At 64.4% G+C, this 21,193-nt stretch carries 21 protein-coding genes; 10 read left to right on the forward strand and 11 right to left on the reverse strand.

Features of this window, described 5'->3' with window-relative positions; genetic code table 11:
- Positions 1-3: 3 nt before the first annotated feature.
- The 5 genes from LZC95_29450 to LZC95_29470 form a co-directional block, all read right to left on the reverse strand.
- Positions 4-1,248: a PQQ-like beta-propeller repeat protein gene (locus LZC95_29450; protein ID WXA90570.1), complete on the reverse strand. Its 1,245-nt coding sequence runs from the start codon at positions 1,246-1,248 to the stop codon at positions 4-6.
- A gap of 12 nt (positions 1,249-1,260) precedes the next feature.
- The gene (locus tag LZC95_29455) at positions 1,261-2,310 is read right to left on the reverse strand and encodes a DUF5009 domain-containing protein (GenBank protein ID WXA90571.1); all 1,050 of its coding nucleotides are present in this window, start codon (positions 2,308-2,310) and stop codon (positions 1,261-1,263) included.
- Between the two features lie 82 nt (positions 2,311-2,392).
- Positions 2,393-2,977, reverse strand: a complete 585-nt coding sequence (locus LZC95_29460) for an HD domain-containing protein (protein WXA90572.1) — start codon at positions 2,975-2,977, stop codon at positions 2,393-2,395.
- Positions 2,974-3,408 carry a DMT family transporter gene (locus tag LZC95_29465; GenBank protein WXA90573.1) on the reverse strand — a complete coding sequence of 145 codons (435 nt, stop codon included), beginning with the start codon at positions 3,406-3,408 and terminating at the stop codon, positions 2,974-2,976. The genes LZC95_29460 and LZC95_29465 overlap by 4 nt, the downstream gene beginning before the upstream one ends.
- A 6-nt stretch (positions 3,409-3,414) precedes the next feature.
- A complete protein-coding gene (locus LZC95_29470; protein ID WXA90574.1) occupies positions 3,415-3,879 on the reverse strand; it encodes a DMT family transporter in 465 nt (154 codons plus the stop codon).
- Between the two features lie 88 nt (positions 3,880-3,967).
- Between LZC95_29470 and LZC95_29475 the strand changes: the two genes are divergently transcribed.
- The 3 genes from LZC95_29475 (at position 3,968) to LZC95_29485 (ending at position 8,867) form a co-directional block, all read left to right on the forward strand.
- Positions 3,968-5,200: a hypothetical protein gene (locus tag LZC95_29475; GenBank protein ID WXA90575.1), complete on the forward strand. Its 1,233-nt coding sequence runs from the start codon at positions 3,968-3,970 to the stop codon at positions 5,198-5,200.
- 161 nt (positions 5,201-5,361) lie between these two features.
- Positions 5,362-6,621: a CmlA/FloR family chloramphenicol efflux MFS transporter gene (cml, locus tag LZC95_29480; GenBank protein WXA90576.1), complete on the forward strand. Its 1,260-nt coding sequence runs from the start codon at positions 5,362-5,364 to the stop codon at positions 6,619-6,621.
- A gap of 185 nt (positions 6,622-6,806) precedes the next feature.
- Positions 6,807-8,867, forward strand: coding sequence for a sodium-translocating pyrophosphatase (locus tag LZC95_29485; protein ID WXA90577.1), 2,061 nt, complete (start codon positions 6,807-6,809; stop codon positions 8,865-8,867).
- Positions 8,868-8,882: 15 nt separating this feature from the next.
- Here the strand turns inward: LZC95_29485 and LZC95_29490 are convergent, their stop codons facing one another.
- Complete coding sequence (locus LZC95_29490; protein WXA90578.1) at positions 8,883-9,938, reverse strand: hypothetical protein; 1,056 nt, start codon at positions 9,936-9,938, stop codon at positions 8,883-8,885.
- Positions 9,939-9,981: 43 nt separating this feature from the next.
- Complete coding sequence (locus tag LZC95_29495) at positions 9,982-10,803, reverse strand: fumarylacetoacetate hydrolase family protein (protein ID WXA90579.1); 822 nt, start codon at positions 10,801-10,803, stop codon at positions 9,982-9,984.
- An 80-nt stretch (positions 10,804-10,883) separates the two neighbouring features.
- On the opposite strand from LZC95_29495, the gene LZC95_29500 reads away from it, so the two are divergent.
- Positions 10,884-11,690, forward strand: a complete 807-nt coding sequence (locus LZC95_29500) for an alpha/beta hydrolase (GenBank protein WXA90580.1) — start codon at positions 10,884-10,886, stop codon at positions 11,688-11,690.
- 837 nt (positions 11,691-12,527) lie between these two features.
- Here the strand turns inward: LZC95_29500 and LZC95_29505 are convergent.
- The 3 genes from LZC95_29505 to LZC95_29515 form a co-directional block, all read right to left on the reverse strand.
- Complete coding sequence (locus LZC95_29505; GenBank protein WXA90581.1) at positions 12,528-13,676, reverse strand: IS110 family transposase; 1,149 nt, start codon at positions 13,674-13,676, stop codon at positions 12,528-12,530.
- A 488-nt stretch (positions 13,677-14,164) separates the two neighbouring features.
- Positions 14,165-15,904, reverse strand: a complete 1,740-nt coding sequence (locus tag LZC95_29510; protein WXA90582.1) for a 3-oxosteroid 1-dehydrogenase — start codon at positions 15,902-15,904, stop codon at positions 14,165-14,167.
- A gap of 122 nt (positions 15,905-16,026) precedes the next feature.
- Positions 16,027-16,614, reverse strand: a complete 588-nt coding sequence (locus LZC95_29515; GenBank protein ID WXA90583.1) for a hypothetical protein — start codon at positions 16,612-16,614, stop codon at positions 16,027-16,029.
- A 165-nt stretch (positions 16,615-16,779) separates the two neighbouring features.
- Between LZC95_29515 and LZC95_29520 the strand changes: the two genes are divergently transcribed.
- The 6 genes from LZC95_29520 (at position 16,780) to LZC95_29545 (ending at position 20,587) form a co-directional block, all read left to right on the forward strand.
- A complete protein-coding gene (locus tag LZC95_29520; GenBank protein WXA90584.1) occupies positions 16,780-17,391 on the forward strand; it encodes a dihydrofolate reductase family protein in 612 nt (203 codons plus the stop codon).
- Positions 17,392-17,463: 72 nt separating this feature from the next.
- Positions 17,464-17,847 carry a hypothetical protein gene (locus tag LZC95_29525; protein ID WXA90585.1) on the forward strand — a complete coding sequence of 128 codons (384 nt, stop codon included), beginning with the start codon at positions 17,464-17,466 and terminating at the stop codon, positions 17,845-17,847.
- Positions 17,848-18,816 (forward strand): PAS domain S-box protein, encoded by a 969-nt coding sequence (locus LZC95_29530; protein WXA90586.1) that lies wholly within the window; start codon positions 17,848-17,850, stop codon positions 18,814-18,816.
- A complete protein-coding gene (locus LZC95_29535) occupies positions 18,782-19,618 on the forward strand; it encodes a hypothetical protein (GenBank protein WXA90587.1) in 837 nt (278 codons plus the stop codon). Before LZC95_29530 ends, LZC95_29535 begins: the two co-directional genes overlap by 35 nt.
- A gap of 225 nt (positions 19,619-19,843) precedes the next feature.
- Positions 19,844-20,113, forward strand: a complete 270-nt coding sequence (locus LZC95_29540) for a hypothetical protein (GenBank protein ID WXA90588.1) — start codon at positions 19,844-19,846, stop codon at positions 20,111-20,113.
- Between the two features lie 3 nt (positions 20,114-20,116).
- Positions 20,117-20,587, forward strand: coding sequence for a hypothetical protein (locus LZC95_29545; protein ID WXA90589.1), 471 nt, complete (start codon positions 20,117-20,119; stop codon positions 20,585-20,587).
- Positions 20,588-20,609: 22 nt separating this feature from the next.
- On the opposite strand, the gene LZC95_29550 is transcribed toward LZC95_29545, so the two are convergent.
- Positions 20,610-21,158 carry an OmpA family protein gene (locus tag LZC95_29550; GenBank protein WXA90590.1) on the reverse strand — a complete coding sequence of 183 codons (549 nt, stop codon included), beginning with the start codon at positions 21,156-21,158 and terminating at the stop codon, positions 20,610-20,612.
- Positions 21,159-21,193 lie beyond the last annotated feature (35 nt).

Here is a 21,193-nt window from a genome sequence, read left to right on the forward strand (position 1 = left end):
GGATCAGCGGCGCAGCTTGAAGAGCACCGAGTGAACTTTGCCCCCCGCCTCGTCCGCGGCGGTCACCGAAAAGAGGACGTTTCCGCACCGGTCCGTGGTGACGGCATCGCCGAAGCCGACGCCGAAAGACTCCTCGTGCCGCCAGGTCACGGCGCCCGCGGGGTCGAGCTTCTCGATCCAGGTGCGCGCCTTGGGCAGTGCGTTGCCCACGAGACCACCGCTGAGGATCATGTTGCCCCGCGCATCGGAGGCGATGCCGCGCACGTCCCGCACGGCGTCTTCGCGCTTTGCCCAGAGCAGCTTGCCCGTCTTGTCGAGCCTTGCGACGAAGGCCAGCGGCAGCACGCCCGCATCCTCCGAGAAGGGCGTGGCCACGTTCTCGCCAAAGAGCTTCACGCTGTCGACGGCAAGGCCGGCCACGAGCACGTCGCCATTCGGCGCGGCGGCGATGGCTTCACCGATTTGGTCCGACGGATCCGTGACGAAGCCGCCGCTCGGCCGTGCAATGGGCAGATCCGCGTCGCCCACGATGGAACTCCATTGGTGCGCGCCCGTTGCCGATAGGCTCACGATGAAGGCGTCGGCGCGACCGCGGCTGGTGACCGAGCCGCCGCCGAAATCCACGGTGCCGTGAAAATACCCGGTTACGAGGACGGCGCCGTCCGCTCCGAAGGCCACGTGGCCGCCGAACGGCTTGCTCCACACGACGTTGCCCTCTGCATCGAGCCGCACGGTGCCGAGCTTCGCGCCCGAGGCGAGGATGTTGCCATCGGCCGAGATGGCCAGGCTCTGCGCCGCACCGCTCCCGATCGCGCGCGACCAGACGGCATTCCCGTCCGCATCGAGCTTCGAGAGACCGGCTTCGCCGGCCAGGTACACGTCGCCCGTTCGATTCACGGCGACAGCGTTACCACCGGGCTTTTGCCACACGATGTTCCCGCTCGCGTCGAGCTTCGCAGTGCCCGCGTCGGGCCTTGCTTGAAAGGCGTTCCCGGTGCGATCGAAGGCCACGGTCGCCGGACCGAGGTCCTCGGCGACGAGGCCGAGATCGCGCTTCCACACGACGGTGCCGCCGGGCGGCTGGCCCGGCCCGCACAGCGCGTCGTCCTCCGGTGCGGCCGCCGCGGATACGGTGTCGTGGCCATTCTCGTTCGGTTCGTTGTCCGGTGCATTGGCGGCGCATCCAAACGCCGTGATCCCGAACAATGCGATCCAAGTGCGCGCGATGCGCGTGATTCCAAAGTACATGAATTCCTCCTGTTACAGACGAAGGAAGAGACGTTTGCGATGTAGGATCGCCACGACGGCGAACCAAAGAAGCACGATGGCGATCGCGAAGGCGAGCGACGCATTCCTAGGACTGGCCCACGATGCGAACAGTGCCCGATAGATCGGCTCGTGCAGGTGAAGCTCCCAAAGGAGCGCCCCGCCCACCGCCGACAAGATGAGCGCGGTGAGCGGGCTGGCGCCAAAAATGACGAAGGGCCGCGCCCAGCCGCGGTGCCCCCGCACGTCGATCACGAAGTGCACGAAGGCCAGCGTCTCGAGCGCGAATCCGGCGCAGAACAGCACGTAGGAGCTGCTCCACAGGCTCTTGTTGATCGGAAAAACGTGATTCCACCAAAGCCCGAGAACCATGAGCAACGCACCGCCTACGAACATGCCGGCGGTCTTTTCGACGGCCGGCCGGCGCGCGTGCAGGTAATGGCCCGTGAGGGCGCCGAGCAGCGTCGTGCCCACGGCAGGCACCGTGCTCAAGATGCCCTCGGGATCCCAGGCCTTCGCGCCACCCTCACCCAGATGTTGCCCAAGCATCAATCGATCGAGGTGCGCAGCCAGATTCCATTCTTTGGAGTCGAGGAGGCCCGCTCCGTGATCGGGAACGGGCACGCGGGTCATCACGACCCAGTAGCCGAGGAGCAAGGCCCCCGTGAGCAGCGCCCACGTGCGCGGTCGCGTGAACATCACCACGGGAGAGGCCACGAGGTAACAGAGCGCGATGCGCGGCAACACACCGAGAATGCGGATCGTCTCGAATGGCGGGCGTTGCCCCTCGAGCAGACTCGGGATGCACACGATGAGCAGGCTTATCGCGTAGAGCAGCACGCACCGCTTGAGCACGTGCGCGAGCAACGCCACGGGGCCCTCGCCGAGCTCGCGCCGTTTGCGGAACGAGAGGACCATCGATGTGCCGACGATGAAGAGGAACGACGGGAAGATGAGATCGGTCGGCGTCCAGCCATTCCATGCCGCGTGTTTCAGCGGGGCGTAGACGTGCTCGCTGTCGCCGGGGTTGGTGACGAGCAACATGGCCGCGATCGCCAATCCGCGAAACACATCGAGGGCAACGATGCGCGGCTCGATGTTAGGTTCACCACGAACGTGACCGCGTTCAGGCGCCGAAGAGGCCTTGTTGCCGAGCCTCCTCGAGGCGGATCTCGAGGAATTCCCAGAGTGCAGGGCATCCCTCGCGGATCGGAGCTGCGATGCGACCAACGACACGCGCGTGGCTTATGCCGTTTTCGCGCCAGCTCTGGCCTTGGTTCGCCAAGTTCAACAAAACCGGCATCGCGCGGTCTGCCGCGTGGGCGAAACGCGCCTCCGGGGTCTCGCCGCGCTCGAATTCCTGCCACAGCTCCAAAAATGCCTCACCAGAGGGTCCGGGAAGCAGGCCGAAGATGCGTTTTGCCGCAGCCAGCTCGGCAGCTTTGCGCTCCTCCCAACCGCCCTCGGCATAAACGAGGGTGTCGCCCGTGTCGATCTCGCCAATGTCATGCACGAGCAGCATGCGAATCACGCGATCGATGTTCAGGGGCGTTTGGGCATACGGCGCGAGCGATGCAGCCAGCATGGCGATCTGCCAACTATGTTCTGCGGAGTTCTCGTAGCGGTCGAGCCCCAGAGGGCGCGTCTTTCGCGTTACCGCTTTGAGCTTGTCCAACTCCAGGATGAAATCCACGATCGACTGCACGGTCATTCTTTTGCCTTCGACGTCCTCGCCACGTAAACACCTAGCAAAATCAGGCCCACGCCCACGAACTGCGCCAACGCCGCACCCACGCTTTTGCTGTTGCGCACATCGAGGAGCACGCCCGTGATCATTTGTCCGCCGATGACCAAGAGCACCGTCTTGGTCACGCCCAAGCGAGGCAACACGTAGCTATTGAGCGTCACGAACAAGGCGCCGAAGATGCCACCCATGTAGGCGAGCACAGGTGCATTCGTCGGGATGTCGAACTTCATGCTCGCGATGGCGAGCATGATGACGGTGAGGAATACGAAGCCGACGATGTGATTCCAAAACGACGCCTTGAAGGCCCCGAGGTCGATGGCCAATCGCCCATTGATGGCGCGACTCGCCGCGATGACCGCGCCGTTGAACACTCCAAGGAGTACGAATCCAAGCATGGGTGCCTAAGAGCGAAAGAAGATCAAAATGGCACTTCCCGAAAGCACGGCCAACACGACGAAAAGGTCCTTAAGGACGAATCGCCGTTTGGGTACCCCGAAAAGGCCAAATCGATCCGAGAGAATCCCGAAGATCACCTGCCCCACCAACATGAGGGCCAAGGTCCCCGAGAGTCCAAGCTTGCTGTTCACCGTGACCGCCGCCAGCCACACGGTGAACGCACCGGGAATGCCGCCGAGGTAAGCCCACCCCGGCGCCTTGGCCGGCATCGGGTTCGGCCCCTTTGGCCGAAATATCCGCGCGCCCGCGACCACCAGAACGAGCGCCCCCAGCGTCCCGATGCCGTGCGCCATCCAAGACGCCATGACCGGCGAACTATGCTTGGCCAACACGCTATTGTAGTGGATCATCACGGCAAGCAGCGCCCCACCCGCCACTGCCAAGATCCAATCCGCCGAGCGCCCTTTCATCCCAGGGGCGTTCTAGCACGGACACCTGCGCGAGCATCGAGCAAGGTTTTGATAGCGGGGGCTATGGCGGGTGACGCATGCTCGGGGCATGATGGTTTCGGTTCGAAAGATGGCGCTGGCAGGCGTCGTGGTGGCATCGATGCTTTCGTGCACCCCGTCGGTGCGGACACCCGCGGCGGCGCCGACGAAGGAGGAAGCGTATGCCCAGCGGCTGGAGCGGCGGGTGGCGGCGGCGCCGGAAGATGCGGGGATTCGGTATTGCCTCTGTTCGGCCTACGACGATGCCGGCAAAGTGAACGAGGCGCTCGCGTGCCTCGAGGTGCTCGACAAGCGCGGGTGGCCGGTGTCGATCGTCCCACGGGATTTTCGGAAGAGCAGCCAGCGGCCGGAGTTCGACGCGCTTTTGCGCCACTCGGACGAGCGCGTGCTGCACGTGAATCGGAGTCGCCTCGCCTTCACGGCGCCTGGGGAATTGGTGACCGAGAACGTTGCCTTCGATCCGAAGTCCGGGGCGTTTTTCCTCGGCAGCATTCGGCTGCGGAAAATCGTGCGCGTGAGCGGTGGGCAGGTGCAGGACTTCCCGGCAGGGAACATCCAGCCCCCCTTGCTCTCGGTGGTCGGCATGAAGGTCGACGCCGAGCGGCGCACGCTCTGGGCGGCATCGGAATTCAGTCACGGCCCCGAGGCGGGACGCAGTGAGTTGCTCCTCTTCCACGTGGACACCGGCGAGCTTTTGAAGCGCTTCGAGGTACGCGATGGCAAGCCGCATCTTTTCAATGACGTCGTCATCGCCTCGAACGAAGACGTCTTCATGACCGACAGCGTGGGCGGTGGCGTTTACCGTCTTTCGGGCCGCCGCACCCTCGAGCCATTCGTCCCCGCAGGGACCTTCGATTATCCAAACGGCGTCGCGCTCTCCGCGGACGAGAAGAAGCTTTTCGTCGCCTTCGACGTTGGCATCGCCGTGGTGGACATCGCCAGCGGCGCCGTCGCCGAGCTTCGAAATGACACGCCTCTCTCCATGGCGGGCGTCGATGGCCTCTATTTTCATCGCGGCGGGCTGGTCGCGGTGCAAAACGGCACCGGGCGCGGCAGAGTCCTTCGACTCACGCTGGACGGCACCGGCCAACGCGTCACCCATGTCGACGTCCTCGAATCGGGCAATCCCGACTTCCAGCGCCCGGACACCGCCGCCCCCACCACCGGGGTCCTCGTCGGCGACCAATTCCACTACGTGGCAAACTACCTCCCCCATAGCTTCGAGTTGAAGAGCAAGCCCACGGAGGACGTCCGCATCCTCTCGCTCGACCTTCCTCATTAGCGTGCTACAGAGCATCGCCATGGATACCGCGTCCGCAGATTACTGAGCCGCAGCAACGCCAAACGTCGTTGTTGCGGCATCTGCGTTATCGGGCTTCCAACGCCTCACGAGAACGGCAGTTGCCGCCGAATGCCAATCGTCATTTGCGCGCGCAGGTCGTCATGTCTCGTTCTCCATCTTCCGTATTCCATCGTTCGCTGTTTGCAGCGTTGTTGCTCATGTCTCCCTTCGACCTTTTGGCGTCGATGGGGATGGACGTCTATTTGCCCGTCGTGCCGGAGATGCCGCGCATCCTCGGCACCACACCGTCGATCGTGCAGCTCACGTTGAGCATGTACATGATCCTTCTCGGCGCCGGGCAGCTCGTGTTCGGGCCCATTTCGGATGCCATCGGCCGGCGGCCCGTGCTCCTTGGCGGCGCGGCGATGTTTGCGGTGGCGTCGTTTCTCCTTGCCGGTGCGGCGTCGGCGTACGCCTTCGTCGGGCTTCGCGTGCTTCAAGGGGCGGGTGCAGCGGCGGCGCTGGTCGCGACCTTTGCCACGGTGCGCGATGTCTATGCCGAGCGTCCCGAGGGCACCGTCATCTATGCGCTCTTCGGTGCGATGCTCTCGTTCGTGCCGGCCCTCGGCCCGGTCCTCGGCGCGGTCATGGCCGAGCATCTCGGTTGGCGCAGCATCTTCGTCTTGCTCGGCGTCCTCGCCACCGCCGCCGCGCTGCATGCGTTGGCCAAGTGGCACGAGACGAAGCCGATGCAGCCGCGCGAGGCGCGGCCGCACATGGCCTTTGGCGCCATTCTCCGCGATCGGCATTTCTGGACGTACAGCCTCGGCTTCAGTGCGGCCATGGGTTCGTTCTTCGTCTTCTTCTCCACCGCACCGCGCATCCTCATCGAACGGGCCAGCTTTTCGCAGCTCGCCTTCAGCCTCGCCTTCGCGACCGTCGCCTTGGTGCTGATCGCGACCACCCGCTTCGCGAAATGCTTCGTCGGCCGGTGGGGCCATGCGGGCAGCCTCCGTCGCGGCATGGGGATGCTCCTTCTCGGCGCCGCCCTCCTCATCGTCGGTCACCTCGCGGGCCCGCCGTCGTTCTGGACCTTCGTTACCCCGATGTGGGTCATCGCCGTCGGAATCGTGCTCGCATGCTCAGTGACCGCAAACGGTGCGCTGCAGGCCTTCGGGCATGCCGCGGGAACGGCCACGGCCCTCTACTACTGTGTGGAAAGTCTGCTCGTGGGCCTCGTCGGAACGGCGGCCATCGTCCTCCTTCCCGGCGACACCGCCTGGCCACTCGTGGCCTACGCCTCCTTAATGGGCGCGCTCACGATGTTTTTTCTAGGCAGCCTGAGCAGGCATGATCGGGCACGCCTACCGGAACAATCGAAGACGATCGAGGACGTCCGAGAGCCTTCTGCGTCACGTTGACGTGACGATCGACGTGAAGCGCGCAAGGTTTGCGTGAACCAGCATTCATGATCGTCATCCGCAATACTGCCCACACATTTCCAGGTGTGTGTCAAGCGACCCGTCATCCTTGATTTTTGGTCGAATCGATGCGACAGACACGCGGCTTTTAGCTGGCTGGGGGGCCATCGAGAGGACGTTCACTCGTGTTGGATGCTTTATCGTATCAGTCGATAGGAACGGGCGCCGTCGCGCTCATCGTCGCTCGCGCGTTTTATGTAAAGGTCAAGAAAGCGCCGGAAGGTAACGAGGCGATGGCGCGCATTGCGCGCTACGTCCGTGAAGGCGCCATGGCCTTCCTGGCACGCGAATACAAGGTGCTCGCGGTTTATGCCGCGGTCGTTTTCGCGCTCCTTTCGGCCACGCTGGGCCTTTTGGCCGGCGGCGCCTTCATCACCGGTGCGTTTCTGTCCCTCGTGGCCGGCTTCTTCGGCATGAAGGCAGCCACCTACGCCAACGTTCGCACGGCCGAAGCTGCCCGCGCGCACGGCAAGCCCACGGCACTCGTGACCGCCCTCGATGGCGGTGCGGTCATGGGTCTCTGCGTCGCCGGCCTCGGCCTTCTGGGCCTCGGCGGCATCTACGCCCTCTTCCGCAACGACGACCACCTGGCCACGATCGTCCACTCCTTCGCGGCTGGCGCCAGCTCCATCGCGCTCTTCGCGCGCATCGGCGGCGGCATCTACACGAAGGCGGCCGACGTCGGCGCCGACATCGTGGGCAAGGTCGAAGCGAACATTCCCGAGGACGACCCCCGCAACCCGGGCGTCATCGCGGACAACGTGGGCGACAACGTCGGTGACATCGCCGGCATGGGCGCCGACATCTACGAGAGCTATGTCGCGGCCGTCGTCGCCGCGGTGGCCCTGGGCCTCACATTGCCCATCGACACGTTGTCCAAGCTCGCACCGCAGGTGACGGACGAGAAGAACCTGCGCGCCATGGCGGTGTCGTTGCCGCTGCTGCTCGCGACCATCGGTCTCGGCATGTCGGTCGTGGGCATCTTCATCACGCGCATGCTGAAGAACCTGCCCCCGGCACGCGTTCTGCGCCTCGCGCTCATTCTTCCGCCCTTCCTCGTCGTGGCGGTGGCGGCCATCATTCTTCCGATGGGAGGCTTCAGCGCCGGCGCGGTCATCACGCTCGCCGCGGGCGCCGCCGGTGGGGCCATCGTGGGCCTGGTCACCGACTACTACACGTCGATGGGCCCGATTCACAAGGTCGCCCAGAGCTCCCTCACGGGCCCGGGCACCAACGTGATCCGCGGCCTCGCCGTCGGTCTCGAAAGCTGCGCCATCCCGCTCGTCACGCTCTGCGCGGTGGGCTGGATCTCCAATGCGCAGCTCGGCCTCTACGGCATCGCGCTCGCCGCCGTCGGCATGCTCGCCGGCACGGCCATCGTCATGACCGTCGACGCTTACGGCCCCATCGCCGACAACGGCGGCGGCATCTCCGAGATGGCCGGCCTCGGCAAAGACGTGCGCGCCATCACCGACGAACTCGACGCGGTGGGCAACACGACGGCGGCCGTCGGCAAGGGCTTCGCCATCGGTTCGGCGGTGCTCACGGTCGTCGCGCTCTTCGCGGCCTTCAACATGGAGGTCAACGCGGTTCGTCGGGCCAAGGGCGGCGCGGATCTCGTGCTGTTCCTGACCGACGCCAAGGTGCTCATGGGCATCCTCTTCGGCGCCATGCTCCCGTGCCTCGTCGGCGCGATGACCATGACCGCCGTCGGTCGCGCCGCCGGCGCCATCGTCGAGGAAATCCGCCGTCAGTTCCGCGAGATTCCGGGCTTGCTCGAGGGCAAGGCCGGCGTCGACCCGCAGCCCAAGGTCATCGTGGACATCGCGACGTCGGCCGCCATCCGCGAGATGATCGCCCCCGGCGCCATCGCGGTACTCGCGCCGGTCATCGTCGGCTTCATCGCCGGTCCCGAGGTTCTCGCCGGCATGCTGGCGGGCGCCCTCGCCGTCGGCGCCGTTCTGTCGCTGCTCATGGCCAACGGCGGCGGCGCTTGGGACAACGCGAAGAAGCACATCGAGAAGGGCGGCCTCGACGGCCACGCCAAGGGTTCGGATGCGCACAAGGCCGCCGTCGTCGGCGACACCGTGGGCGATCCATTCAAGGACACCTCGGGCCCGGGCATCTCGATCCTCATCAAGGTCATGGGCGTCGTTTCGCTGCTCATCGCGCCGCTCATCGCGTGAGCAACGCGTAACCGGTCATCGGACCAACTTGGAACGCGCGAGCCGCTCAGCGGCCTCGCGCGTTCCTGTTTTGTCGGCCTTGGCCGCGGCGAAGACGTCGAGCAAGATGCCGCCGAGCCGCTCCACGGCTTGGTCGACTTGGGCCTCGCTCCACTTCCACAGCTCGAAGCCCACGCCGTGGAGGACGCCGCCGGCGCTGGCCACGAAGTCAGGGGCGTAGAGGATGCCGCGATCGCGCAAGCGCGCATCGTCCTCGGGTGTCTCGAGCTGGTTGTTCGCCGCACCCGCGATGGCGGCGCATCGGAGCTCGGGGATGCTTCGCGCATTGAGGATACCGCCCGTCGCACACGGCGCGAGAATGTCGCACGCGGTCGTCACGGCATCTTCGGGCGCGACCGCGGCGACGCCGAAGCGCGAGACCAAGTCGTCGACGCGCGCGGAGACGACGTCACTGACGATGACGCGCGCACCGGCGCGAACGAGCATCTCGACCAAGGCACCGCCGACGCCACCGACGCCCTGCACCACGATGGACCGCCCGGTGAGATCGCGCCGGCCGAGGGCGAATTCGGCGCTGGCGAGGATCGCATGGAAGGTGCCCAGTGCGGTGTGGTGCGTGGTGCTTCCCGAGCCGCCTCGCTCGGCGGTGCGGCAGAAGACGTAACGGCTTCGCTCGTAGATGAAGTCCATGTCATCGGGACCGGTGTTCATGTCCGGCGCGCCGTAGTACGTGCCGTGCAGCGACTCGAGCAGCGCCGCAAAGCGCGCAAGAATCTTGGGGCGCTGCGCCTCGAGCACCGCAGGGTCGACGAAGATGACCGACTTGCCGCCGCCGAGCGGTGCGTCGCAAATGGCCATCTTCAAGGTCATCGCGCTCGAGAGGCGCAGCCCGTCCTCCATGGCGGAGACGGGGGCGTCGTACGCCTTGATGCGCAACCCTCCCGCGGCGGGTCCGCGGGCCGTCGAGTGCACGCAGATGAACATGAACGCGCCCGTGTCTGCGTCATGGCACGAAGCCACGAACTCCCCACCCCAAGCGCACAACGACTCTGCGTAGCGGTCGACCGTCATTTCGACCTAGATAACCGGGGCGCCGGCGAGTTCGTCAACGGTATTACTCGAATCGCAAGCTCAAGCTGGGCAGCGCGAGGCCTTCGACGTCGGCACGCCAGACGTCGCCCTTGGCGATGGCTTGGCCCGTGGTCAATGTGCCGGTGCTGATGAGATCTCCCGCCACGAGGGGTTTGTGATCGGCACGCGACAAGGCCGATGCGAGTTCGGCGACGCAGAGCGCGGGGCTGCGAAGAGAGTTCCTCCCCGCCCCTTTTTCGACGAGCTGCTCGCCCTTCGAGAGGGTCAATTTGAACGACGCCAACGACTCGGCCAATGCGGGAATGTTGCCGGCCTCCACGCGAAGGGGCGGGCCGACGACCAGCGCGAGATGCAGACCGAAGGCGGCGACGAAATCCGCCGGCTTGAAGTTCCAATCTGGAAATGGGCAATCGATGATTTCGAATCCGAGTGCGAGCCATTCGACTTTATCGAGCACGTCTGCGGCCGCCTCGACGCCCGTCGGCACCGGTTCTCGTAATTTGATGACAATCTCCGGTTCGATTTTCGGAGAGCGATAATACGGTAACCTCAGCGAGGTGCTCGAGGCGTCGGTAAAGTGCACCGTATCGTCGTACATATGTGCCCAGACCAGTGTTTCGAGCTTCAAGGCACGCCACACGGCCTTGTTGGCGTATCCAACTTTGAGGCCTGTGCTCTTCCGCCCCGCGGCGAGGCGCGCGCGGAAGAAGTCGGCCTCCGTCGCGTAGGCGGCGCGCAGATCGAACGCGTCGTCCCGCGCCGAGGGGGTCGATGGAACGACGGCGTTCGATTCGTACGCCGCCAAGAACTCGCGCGCAAGCGCGCCCGGATCGGTATTGGGCATCGCTCATTTGTTAGCACCGTTACTAGCGGAAGCTTTCCTCCTGTTTGTTGGCTTTGCGCGTCCCGGCTATAGCCATGGGTATGTCGGACTTTCACTCGGTCGTGTCACGCGACGGCAGCATCATCGGTTACGAGAAGATCGGCCACGGGCCTCCGATGGTCCTCGTTCACGGCGGCACCGCCGATCGACGGCGCTGGTTGCCCGCCGTTCCGCAGCTTGCCCAGCGGTTCACGCTGCACATCGTCGATCGACGCGGCCGAGGTCTGAGCGAGAAAGAGCAAGGGCCGTACGACATCGCACGCGAAGGTGAGGACGTAGCCGCCGTCGTCGAGGCCGCCGGCCGCGATGTGTATTTGGTGGGGCACTCGTACGGTGCGCTGTGTTCGCTGGAGGCAGCCTTGCGCACCAACGCCATTGGGCGGCTGCTAATTTACGAGCCGCCCGCCGCGACGCCCGGCCACGGCGTCACCCCGGCGCCCGTGCTCGAACGACTGCGCGCCGCCGCCGGGCGCGGTGATCGTCCATTGGTGCTGGAGACCTTTTTCCGCGAGGTCATCCACTCGACGCCCGAGGACATCGCCCAAATGGTTCCCACGCCGATGTGGCAAGCGCGCCTGGCGGCGGCCCTCACGATTGTGCGCGAGCTCGAGCAAGTCGAGCGATGGGATATTTCGCCGCGGCTCGGCGCCATTCGCATCCCGGTTCGTCTGCTCCTCGGAACGGAGAGCTCCGCGTATTACGAGCCCGCGGCGAGGGCCATCGCCAAGGAGATTTCGCAAGCGGACATCCTGCCGCTTCACGGTCAGGGCCACATGGCCATCGATCGCGACACGGAGCAATTCGTGCGCGCCGTCTTCGCGTTCAGTGCGGGCGGGCCCTCGGTGTAGTGCACCCTCGAGGTCCGTGGACTCGACACGGTCGCGACGTCGCGACGTCGCGACGAAGCGGCGCATCGTGATGAGGTGCGCCCCGGCACGAGATGCCAACCGCGAACGCGCTGACTGAACAGGCCAGCGGGCCATGCGTTCATCGGCGGCATGGACGCGTCAATCACGTCGGCAGGGCGAGTGCGAAGGGTGTCCGGGACAGGCCCGACGTCGTCCGGGACAGGCGGCGCTGTATGGGTTCATCCATTTTGAGGGTGGACGCGGATTGGCACAGCGTTGGCAACGCGTGGGGGCAGGCCTTTCGTGCGCGGTGCTCCGGACACCGCGCCCGCAAGGCCGCAGATTAAGATGATGGGTTGCCACAAGGTACAAGCGGGAGGCAACAGCCCTCCGCGTGCCCGTTGATAGCGAGGAGCCACTCCTACGGGAGCCTCGCCGGCGGGAACAACACGCGGAGTGGTGACTCTGTACCGGCGGTTTATGCAAGGCGATTTTCTTCTTCTTCGGATTTTTCTTCGTCGTCCGGGAGGAGGTGTTTTGGCGAAGCATGGAGCTCTCCTGTGGCTCGAGACGAGCCCGCTGCGTTTTGAAAAAGATGGGCCGCCAGACGTGCGTTTCGAGTTTGCCGTCAATTGACTCTTCGCGTTCACCGGGCAGCGATGGTCGCGGGTAGCCCCGGGACGCAGTATGGGATTCGTAGGGCGGAGCGAGACGCAATTTACGGGGCGAGCTCTCGACCTTGGCGTTACCTCGGTCGTGCTCACACCGCTCTCCCCGCGTTCATCGTCCTCCAATGGGTTCTCAAAACGTCGCGCGCTCTGCGGCGCATCGGGTGGGTCACGTCATGGTGACCTCCGAAGTCTTACGGCGAGTGTATCGCCGCTGAAGTTTCTTGGTCGCGCGCCGGAGCGCAACGGTGCGCTGAGTTTCATCGCTTCCACGCATGCTCTTTTTCTGGAAAGTCCCCTTTGTGGCCGTATTCGGGTCGTAGAAAGCCCCATCACGACACATCGCCCAGAGCACACCAGCAAGACGTCGGGCCACGGCGACAGCCGCGATCGATCTTCCTTTTTTCTTGGCGATGTTCATTCCCCAAAGACGAATGGGGTCCCCGGCATGCTTGCGCGTGCGCAGTAGGCTGTGGGCTGCTTGCACGAGCATGGCTCGCGCGTGAGGGTTTCCTTGTTTGGTGATGCCTCCGAGACGACGCTTGCTCGGTCCTCCCGTGGTCGATTCGGACGGAACGAGTCCGAGATAGGCGCTCACCGCATGGGCATTCTTGAAACGGTGGGCATCGTCCATGACGGACATGAACGTGGCCCCGACGATGAGCCCTACACCGGGGGCTGTGGCGCAAAGACGTATCCGAGGATCTCGCCCTGCCAAGTTCTGCAACTTCTCTTCCACTCTCACGAGCTGCTCGTCGAGTACTTTCAGCATGGCGGCTAACGGCGCAACAAGCTTCTGCAAGCCAGGATTCATCTCGGTTGCTTCCAAGTGCGTCACGAAGTTGCTGATATCGCACGTAGCAACACTTTTCCCATGTGCACGCGCGAGGCCGCGGATCGTGGTCACGTAACCCGCGCGGGTCTCAACCAGCGCTTGTCGGACACTCAACTGCTCGCGAAGCTCTCGACCTTCCACCGATAGGACGTGGGCTTCGGGAATGCGCCCCTGTTCGACCGCGATGGCGAGGTGCTCGGCATCGAGCGCATCGTTCTTGCGTTTGTGGTGTCCTATCCCGATCGTCTTGAGTCGCGTGGTGTCGACGATCTTCGGCTCGTGTCCCCAGGTTCGGAGGAGATCATGGACGAACCAAGCCTCTCGCGCTGCCTCGAAGGCGACAATGGCCGGAAGCGTCCCGGGCCCCAATCGACCCTTGAGCTGTTCGATCTGTTGCACGCTCGTCCGCTCCACGACTTTCCCATCGCACACCTCGCAATAAGCGATGTGGCGCGCTCCTAAATCCAGGCCTACGCTACGCATGATCGACCTCCCTTGGGCCCCCACTTCTCTTTGTGGCTCTGACCACGCGGGGGTGCCGATAGCTTCGGCGATCGGCGGGAGGTCGATCGTTTTTCTTCGCGAGGAAAGCCGGACGGCGCGCCCGCTGCGGCTGAGACCTTCCATCGATCTCGGCGTTGCAGTGGGCGTGACGTCCGGCGGCGGCGACGCGTCAGGTTTTACTGCCGCCGGTTCATCCAATCTATGGGACACGCAGCGGGCGTGGACCGGTGGCCAGATCCTCGTTGGGGACGCTGCACACAACTGCTTGCATCCACCGGACTTTTTTTCCTACCCTCATTTTTATCTGGCAGAGAGAAGCCAGAAGAAGACCGTCCGAGATTGCGCGGAACGCGCGATCACGCACCCGTTTGTCCGCTCGCGCGGGGCGGAGCGAGCGGTGTCGTCTCCCGAACGGAACGTCGAGACGACGTCACGTCCGAGAGCCCGAGAGGCCAGGGACACCCTAACTAAATGCCGTTGGCAGCGATGAAGCCGAAGGTCATCGCTGGGCCGATCGTCGAGCCTGCCCCTGCGTAGCTGTGGCCCATCACCGCCGCGCTGGCGTTGCCCGCGGCGTAGAGCCCTGGGATGACGGCGCCCGCCGGCGTGAGCACCCGTGCCGCAGCATCGGTGACCAACCCGCCCTTGGTGCCGAGATCGCCCGGCACGATCTTGAACGCATGAAACGGCGGGAGCGAGAGCGGCGCGAGGCACGAGTTGGGGCACACCGCCGGATCGGCGAAGTAATGATCGTACGCACTGTCACCGCGGTGGAAGTCCACGTCGGTGCCCGCCAGGGCCAAACCATTGAACCGCGCGATCGTCTGCTCCAGCGCGTCGGGAGGCACGCCCATCTTCGCCGCGAGCCCGGCAAGCGTCACCGCGCTCACGAGCGACCCGTTCTCGTACCACGATGCCGGAAACGGCAGCAGCGGCCCGAGATCCCTGAAGAGGTACCGATTTCGATAATTCTGGTCCACGACCATCCATGCCGGCACCGCGCCCTTTTGGTACATCGTGTGCACCACGTCACTGTAGGGTGCGGCCTCGTTCACGAAACGCTTGCCGCCGGCATCGACCATGATGCTCCCGGGCAAGGTGCGCTCGGAAAGGCAGAAATACGGCCCCTCCGGCAGCGGAATCGTCGGCCCCCACCAGGCATCGTCCATCAAGGCCACGGCAGCCCCCACCTCGAGCCCCGCGCGAATGCCGTCGCCCGTGTTGGACGTGGCACCCATGGTCCAGTCGACGCCGATCGGCTGCTCCTGGTATCGCGTGCGCATCGTCAGATCGCGCTCGAAGCCACCCGATGCGACGATCACACCGCGCTTGGCGCGAACCAACACCGAAGCGCCGTCGCGTTGCACGAGTACGCCGGTGACGCGGCCTCCCTCGACCTTCACGTCGAGCATCGCGCTGTTCAACCACACGGGAACACCGGCCGAAAGCAGCCCTGCGCGCAAGCCGCCGGCGAGCGCCTGGCCCATGGTGAGCGGTTTCTTCCCGCACGCCACCGCCTTGCCGTACCGCGCGACCATCTCCACGGCCGTGGCCGCGCCTTTCGCGTTGACCAACGCCAAGGTCAACCACTTGTAGTCTGCACCAAAAACGACGACACCGTCCGGCAGGGGCATGTATGCCGGATTCAGATGCGCAAGCTCCTCGCCCAGCAGGTTTCCATCGAACATGTCCGGCTCGATGGATCGACCATGCGGCATACCGCCCGTTCGCTCCGGATAATAATCGGGATATCCTTCCATGAAGCGAAATCGCAATGGGCTATTTCGCATCACGAAGGAGATCATCGCGGGCCCGTGGTCCAAAAAGGCCGCTTGCCGATCCCTGGCGACATCACCGCCTACCACCGCCGCAAGATAGGCCGCGGCCAAGGCTTTGCTGTCCGGCACTCCGGCGGCGAGCACGATCTCGTTGTTGGGAATCCAGATGCCAGCCCCGGAACGCGCGGTGGAGCCGCCAAACTTTCCCGCCTTCTCGATGACCAAGGTCCGCAAGCCGCGCTTGGCCGCCACCAATGCCGCTGTCATCCCCGCGGCACCCGAACCGATGATCGCCACGTCGTAGTCGAACACCTGCACCGGCTCGGCCCGTGCCGCTCCCCGTCCGAGAACCTGCGACCCGACGATCGCCCCCGCGGCGCTATGCAGAAGCTGCCTCCGGCCCATTTTGGCCTCCGAATCTCGATCCATTTTCATCCCCCCTCGAAACGCGGAATCCGTTTTCGCAGATCGCGAGGAAAAATTGGATCGATTCGAACGGTGCCTTGTCGGTGTCTTCTGGACCGGTGCGGTCGAGGCGCCCCGCACCAGGACTACGGCACCGAGTCGCGCCGGCCTTCGCGGTAGTACGCTTCGAACGTCGCGTGATCGTCGCCATCGCCACCGCCTTCCACGATGCGGACGCGCACGTCGGAGGCCCGCGCAGCCACCAGGGCCCCTTCACTGCCGCCGAGCATGTCCTGCCAAATGTTGTGATCGAAGCCGTAGCACTCGTGGAACTTCGCCTGCACGTAGCCCGGGCGTGACTCGACGATGTCCATCGTGCCGAGTTCGTAATAACGATTGAACAGACGCGCCGCGCCCGAGATGATGAACGCCGGCGACACGACGCGCAAAAACACGGAGTAGATGCCGCCCGAAAGATCCTCCGTTGCCGAAATTTTGCCGACGGTACGCGGGAAGCCGGGCCCCATGCCCACGGCCTGCGCCGTAGCATGCAGAGTCCGATACCAATGAATCGGGTACCAACCGCCGCGCACGACAGCGCCGTACTGAACCGCCTTGCGGAAGTCGTCCGGCAAACGGCCGATGCACTCCTCCTCGCGGGCCTTGCCGCCCTCCTGCCTCAGCACTCGCAGCAGGTTGTGAATGTTGGTCCCCTTGCAGCGATTCTCCCGCATTCCCCACCTAGACTGCGAAGACCCGGACAGCGGCCATGATATGCGACTATACCGCCTTACCTCCAGCGGTTCACCTTAACCGAATAAAAAGACATCCCCTGTCGGAGCGGCACCGGTCCATTCGTCCTCTGCTACATGCAACGCCAACTCATACTGAAAATGTCCATGTCCATCGATGGGTTCGTCGGCGGACCGAACGGCGAGGTCGATTGGCTCTTCAGAAGCATGGATGACCGCGCAGCCAGGTGGGTCATGGATACGCTCTCGCAAGCGGGCGTGCACATCATGGGCAGCCGGACCTACCACGACATGGTCGCGTACTGGCCAAGCTCCACCGAGCCGTTCGCGGCGCCCATGAACGAAATTCCCAAGGTCGTCTTCTCGCGAAAGGGAATCTCGCCCGGCACGGCCCCGACGACCGCCGCCTTGGCCGACGCATCGCGCATCCGCGACGCACGAGGCGACGTTCCGGCCCCGACGCCGGCGCATGTCGCGGCGTCCTGGAGTGAAGCCCGCGTGGCGCGCGATCTCGTCGAGGAGATTGCGCGATTGAAACAGCAAGACGGCAAAATCATCCTGGCGCACGGCGGGGCCAGCTTCGCACAGAGCCTCGTCGAGCACGACCTCGTCGACGAATACCGCCTCCTCGTCCACCCCGTGGTCCTCGGCCGCGGCCTACCGATCTTTTCGCGCGCCCCCGCAGGCTTCGACTTCAGGCTGGTCAGCACAACAGCATTCCCCTCCGGCGTCATCGCCAACGTCTACCAGCGGGCCTGAAGGGAAGAGATATTTCCCCATCTTCGTGAAAGCAACATCCCGCTTCCGGTTGATGTATGTCTTGTGGACGACATGGCTGGGGAAAGATTCCGAACGGAACTCGGGGAAGCCTGGTTCGACGATGAAAACGGCATCGTGCGCTTCGCGTATTTCGCGGGCGGCGCCTGCAACCTCGAGGGTGCCAAAAAAGTCCTCGCCGTGGAGGAACTCGCGTCGGCCGGCAAACGCCTGCCCATTTTGATCGACGTTCGCCTCCCCATCACCGTCGATCAAGAGGCGCGCGCCTTCTTCGCCCGCATCAAGTCGTTCAGTGCCTTCGCGTTCCTCGTGGACTCGCCGGTCAGCACGATGATGACGAAAATCTTCGCGGCCGTTCACGAGAAGGAACTCGTCCCGACGAAGCTTTTCAACGCGGAGCGCGAAGCCATCGATTGGCTGCAGGGGTTTCTCGAATAGATGAGCTCCAGCTCCAACTCCAACTCCAGCTCCAACTATTTTGGCGACGCCGGCGATCGGCTGCGCGACCTGGAAGAAGTCATCGTGGCGCTCGCGTCGTTCAATTACGCGAAAAAGGCGCAGGTGAGCCAGCGCGGGGACACCATCGACAGCATGGCCGTCGGCCTCAACATGCTGGGCGAGGAACTTGCCGCCTCCACGGTTTCCAAAGGCTACGTCACGAACATACTCCACTCGATGGTCGATCCCGTGGTCGTCACCGACCGCGGCGGCGTGCTTCGCATGGTCAACCAGGCCGCCTGCGCGATGTCCGGCTTCGCCAGGGAAGAGTTGCTTGGGCAACATTTCATCGCCATCCTTCCCGAGCTGAACACCGACGACGTCATCGCCAGCGGACGCGCCACGCATCCGGACACGTACTTCGTCTCGAAACACGGCGAGGTCACCCCGGTGTCGGTCACGGCATCGATCATGCTCGACCGAGGCGAGGTGCAGGGCATCGTGTGCGTCGCACGCGATCTGACCGAGGCGAAATACGCCGAGGAGGAGCGCCTGCGTCTGCGCGACGCGGTGAAACTGCAGGCCGCGCTCATGGAGGAGCTATCCACGCCGCTCATTCCCATCGCCGACGACGTCTTGGCCCTTCCCCTCATCGGCTCCCTCGATGAAGATCGCACCGTGCGCATGACGGAGACGCTCTTGCAAGGTGTGATTTCCCGCGCGGCACGCGTGGTCATCGTCGACTTCACGGGTCTGCGCGCCTTCGATCAGGCGTCCGTCCACGGTCTCCTGCGAGCCATCGGGGCCGTGCGACTCATTGGCGCCGATGTGGTCATAACGGGTATTCAGCCGCGAGTTGCGCAAACGATGGTCCAGCTCGATGCCGATCTGAGCGGCATCGTCATCTTCGGTGCCTTTCAACAAGCCATTCCCTATGCGCTCGACGGCAGGCGGCGAGAGCGGCGCTGAGGTATCGCCACGCGAACCGGGCACCGAGCGCGACGCGCTCGGACCGGTCCGTTCGACGCACGCACCACTTCCACTTTGGCGCGCCGTGCTTCCGGTGACGATGTCGGTGGTCATCATCGTCTTCATAAATGGATTTCTCTTCGCCAAGCAGGGTCGGATCGGCACTCTCTTCGCCGTCACCATCCCCGTGGCCGCGGCCGCCTTCGTCTTGTTTGCGTGGGCGCCAATTCGGATGCGCCATCTGCGTATCACCCTTCACGCATACGGTGTGGTGGTGAGCACACCGCGCAAGTCGGACAACGGCAAGTCGCACGACGAAGATGTCATCCTTTTTGATGACGTCGACGAAGTCTGGTTCATCCTCGAATCGATGCGATCGTGGTTGGGCACGGTGGCTTTGATGGATGCTTTGCGACTCGTGAAACACGATGAAACAAGCCACCTCGTGCCGCTGCACGTGAGGGGCGGCTTCACTGTCGCGAAAGAGATCCTCCGCGCTTGCTCCCATCCGCTTCACGACGATGCGGCGCGGACCGTGCGCGATGGCGGGACACTCACATTCGGAAACGTCGCGCTGGATCGAATCGGACTACGAACCACATCGTGGGCAATCGCGTGGAGCGAGCTCCGCTTGGTTCGATATCTACCGGGACGCGTCGCGTTATTTCGCCGACAGACCTTGTTTCCATGGCGAAACATTCGCCTCGACCAGGTGCCGCACCCTACGATTTTTGCCAAGCTCGTTACCGAGTACGCGCCCAAAGTCGAAGTCGACGATCCATTGGGCACCCTGCGCGATTGAGAAAACGAAAGTCATCACCAGCTCCGCTCCGTTGCCTCGCAAGCACGGTGGTAACTGGCGCGACCAGCCTCTCGCGCGGGTTGCCAGGTGTACCGGTGACTGTATCGAAGCCATTAATCCGTACCGCGCGCGAATCCTAACTTTGATACAGTGGTTCCTGGTCGATCCGACTCGCCTAGTCCGTTCTGTTCATTTACGGCCGCAACTCACGGAACCTCCGGCACCGTGACCCTGGCACACGGGTTGATGAGTGCATACGCGACCTCGATGGGAAGGGGACAAATGGAATTTATGAAAGAGAAGGTTTTCGTCACGTTTTCGCTGGTGGCGGGCATGCCGGCGATCGTCGCAACCGCGGAGCCTTCGGGCGGTCCGCTCAGCGTCCAGGACAAACAAACGACCCGCCGGCGGCCCTCGCTGCGTCGCCTCGATGAGCATTCGGCACTGCGCCGCTGGGTACGTGTGCCGCTGCATGTGAGTCGTAAGAAAGTCTGATCCGTGTCGCCTTCGCCAACGCCCTCTCCGCGCTACGTGGCCGCGCACATGGCCCTCCCGGCGTTGTTGCAATCGCTTGGACCCAAGCGCGTGCTCGACGCCATCGAAGTGAACGACGCGGAGCTCTTCGCGTTCCTGTGGACGAAGTGCGGGTTCCACTTCCGCCCTCGCTTCTTCCACACGACGTACGGCGTTCATCGATTGGGCGTGATGACCTTCCCGGAGCCTCGCGACATCGCCGAGGCGTACATGGGGCTCGTCGTCGGAAGGACCGATAGCCCGGCGTACTACCAATACTTCACGTGGGAAATGGCCCTGGACTTGGCCGGCGGGCCCGAGCCTGCGACCTTGCTGGGCACGTGGACGAGTCGGACGCATACCAATCTCGGTGAGGGGCCGGCCTTGACCGGCGATCTCATGAAGGACGCGTGGGCCTTCGCCCAGGCCGCGCTGAAGCACCTCCAAGCAGCCTAGGGAACCGCCGCGCCGCCTCTCGTCAGAGAAGCGCGATGTCGACGCGGCGGTCACGGGCCCAGCTCTCTTCGTCGGTGCCGGTCGCATCGAGCTTGCCGCGAGAGGTTTCGCGCAGCTTGTCCTTGGCCACGCCGAGCTGGCCCAGATAATTGGCTACGGTGTCGGCGCGGCGTTCGCCGAGTGCGAAGTTGTATTCGACCTCGCCGCGCGGATCGGCGCGACCGACCAGGGAGAGCGCGCGACCGCGAAGCGGGCCGGTGGTCACGCACTTGGCGACCTGATCGAGAACGCCGCGATCCTGATCGGGGAGCGCACTGTCGTCAAAATCGAACTTGGGTGCCGAGTCGACCTTGTTCACCACGAGGTTGCACGCGGCCACGAGGTCACCGGAGATGGCGACCGCCGCGCCATCGTACGATGCGGCCGGCGGCGGCGGCGCACTCGCGACAGGCGCAGGGGGACGCGCGGCGGGCGTGGCCACGGCGGGCGCAGCCGGCTCGTGGGCGCAACCTGCCGCGGCCAATGCAAAGAGAGAGAGCCCAACGACCGGCAAAACGAAACGAGTTTTCATGTGAGCCTCCGAAGAAGGAAGCGGCGGATGCACGC

The sequence above is a fragment of the Sorangiineae bacterium MSr12523 genome (assembly GCA_037157775.1).
GTDB classification, from domain to species: Bacteria; Myxococcota_A; Polyangia; order Polyangiales; family Polyangiaceae; genus Pendulispora; species Pendulispora brunnea.

Bases quoted from the DNA above. Each gene is read 5' to 3' on its own strand.
- LZC95_29450 (WXA90570.1), bottom strand. From the start codon at position 1,248: ATGTACTTTGGAATCACGCGCATCGCGCGCACTTGGATCGCATTGTTC.
- LZC95_29455 (WXA90571.1), bottom strand. From the start codon at position 2,310: ATGTTGCTCGTCACCAACCCCGGCGACAGCGAGCACGTCTACGCCCCG.
- LZC95_29460 (WXA90572.1), bottom strand. From the start codon at position 2,977: ATGACCGTGCAGTCGATCGTGGATTTCATCCTGGAGTTGGACAAGCTC.
- LZC95_29465 (WXA90573.1), bottom strand. From the start codon at position 3,408: ATGCTTGGATTCGTACTCCTTGGAGTGTTCAACGGCGCGGTCATCGCG.
- LZC95_29470 (WXA90574.1), bottom strand. From the start codon at position 3,879: ATGAAAGGGCGCTCGGCGGATTGGATCTTGGCAGTGGCGGGTGGGGCG.
- LZC95_29475 (WXA90575.1), top strand. From the start codon at position 3,968: ATGATGGTTTCGGTTCGAAAGATGGCGCTGGCAGGCGTCGTGGTGGCA.
- cml (WXA90576.1), top strand. From the start codon at position 5,362: ATGTCTCGTTCTCCATCTTCCGTATTCCATCGTTCGCTGTTTGCAGCG.
- LZC95_29490 (WXA90578.1), bottom strand. From the start codon at position 9,938: ATGACGGTCGACCGCTACGCAGAGTCGTTGTGCGCTTGGGGTGGGGAG.
- LZC95_29495 (WXA90579.1), bottom strand. From the start codon at position 10,803: ATGCCCAATACCGATCCGGGCGCGCTTGCGCGCGAGTTCTTGGCGGCG.
- LZC95_29500 (WXA90580.1), top strand. From the start codon at position 10,884: ATGTCGGACTTTCACTCGGTCGTGTCACGCGACGGCAGCATCATCGGT.
- LZC95_29505 (WXA90581.1), bottom strand. From the start codon at position 13,676: ATGCGTAGCGTAGGCCTGGATTTAGGAGCGCGCCACATCGCTTATTGC.
- LZC95_29510 (WXA90582.1), bottom strand. From the start codon at position 15,904: ATGGATCGAGATTCGGAGGCCAAAATGGGCCGGAGGCAGCTTCTGCAT.
- LZC95_29515 (WXA90583.1), bottom strand. From the start codon at position 16,614: ATGCGGGAGAATCGCTGCAAGGGGACCAACATTCACAACCTGCTGCGA.
- LZC95_29520 (WXA90584.1), top strand. From the start codon at position 16,780: ATGTCCATCGATGGGTTCGTCGGCGGACCGAACGGCGAGGTCGATTGG.
- LZC95_29525 (WXA90585.1), top strand. From the start codon at position 17,464: ATGGCTGGGGAAAGATTCCGAACGGAACTCGGGGAAGCCTGGTTCGAC.
- LZC95_29530 (WXA90586.1), top strand. From the start codon at position 17,848: ATGAGCTCCAGCTCCAACTCCAACTCCAGCTCCAACTATTTTGGCGAC.
- LZC95_29535 (WXA90587.1), top strand. From the start codon at position 18,782: ATGCGCTCGACGGCAGGCGGCGAGAGCGGCGCTGAGGTATCGCCACGC.
- LZC95_29550 (WXA90590.1), bottom strand. From the start codon at position 21,158: ATGAAAACTCGTTTCGTTTTGCCGGTCGTTGGGCTCTCTCTCTTTGCA.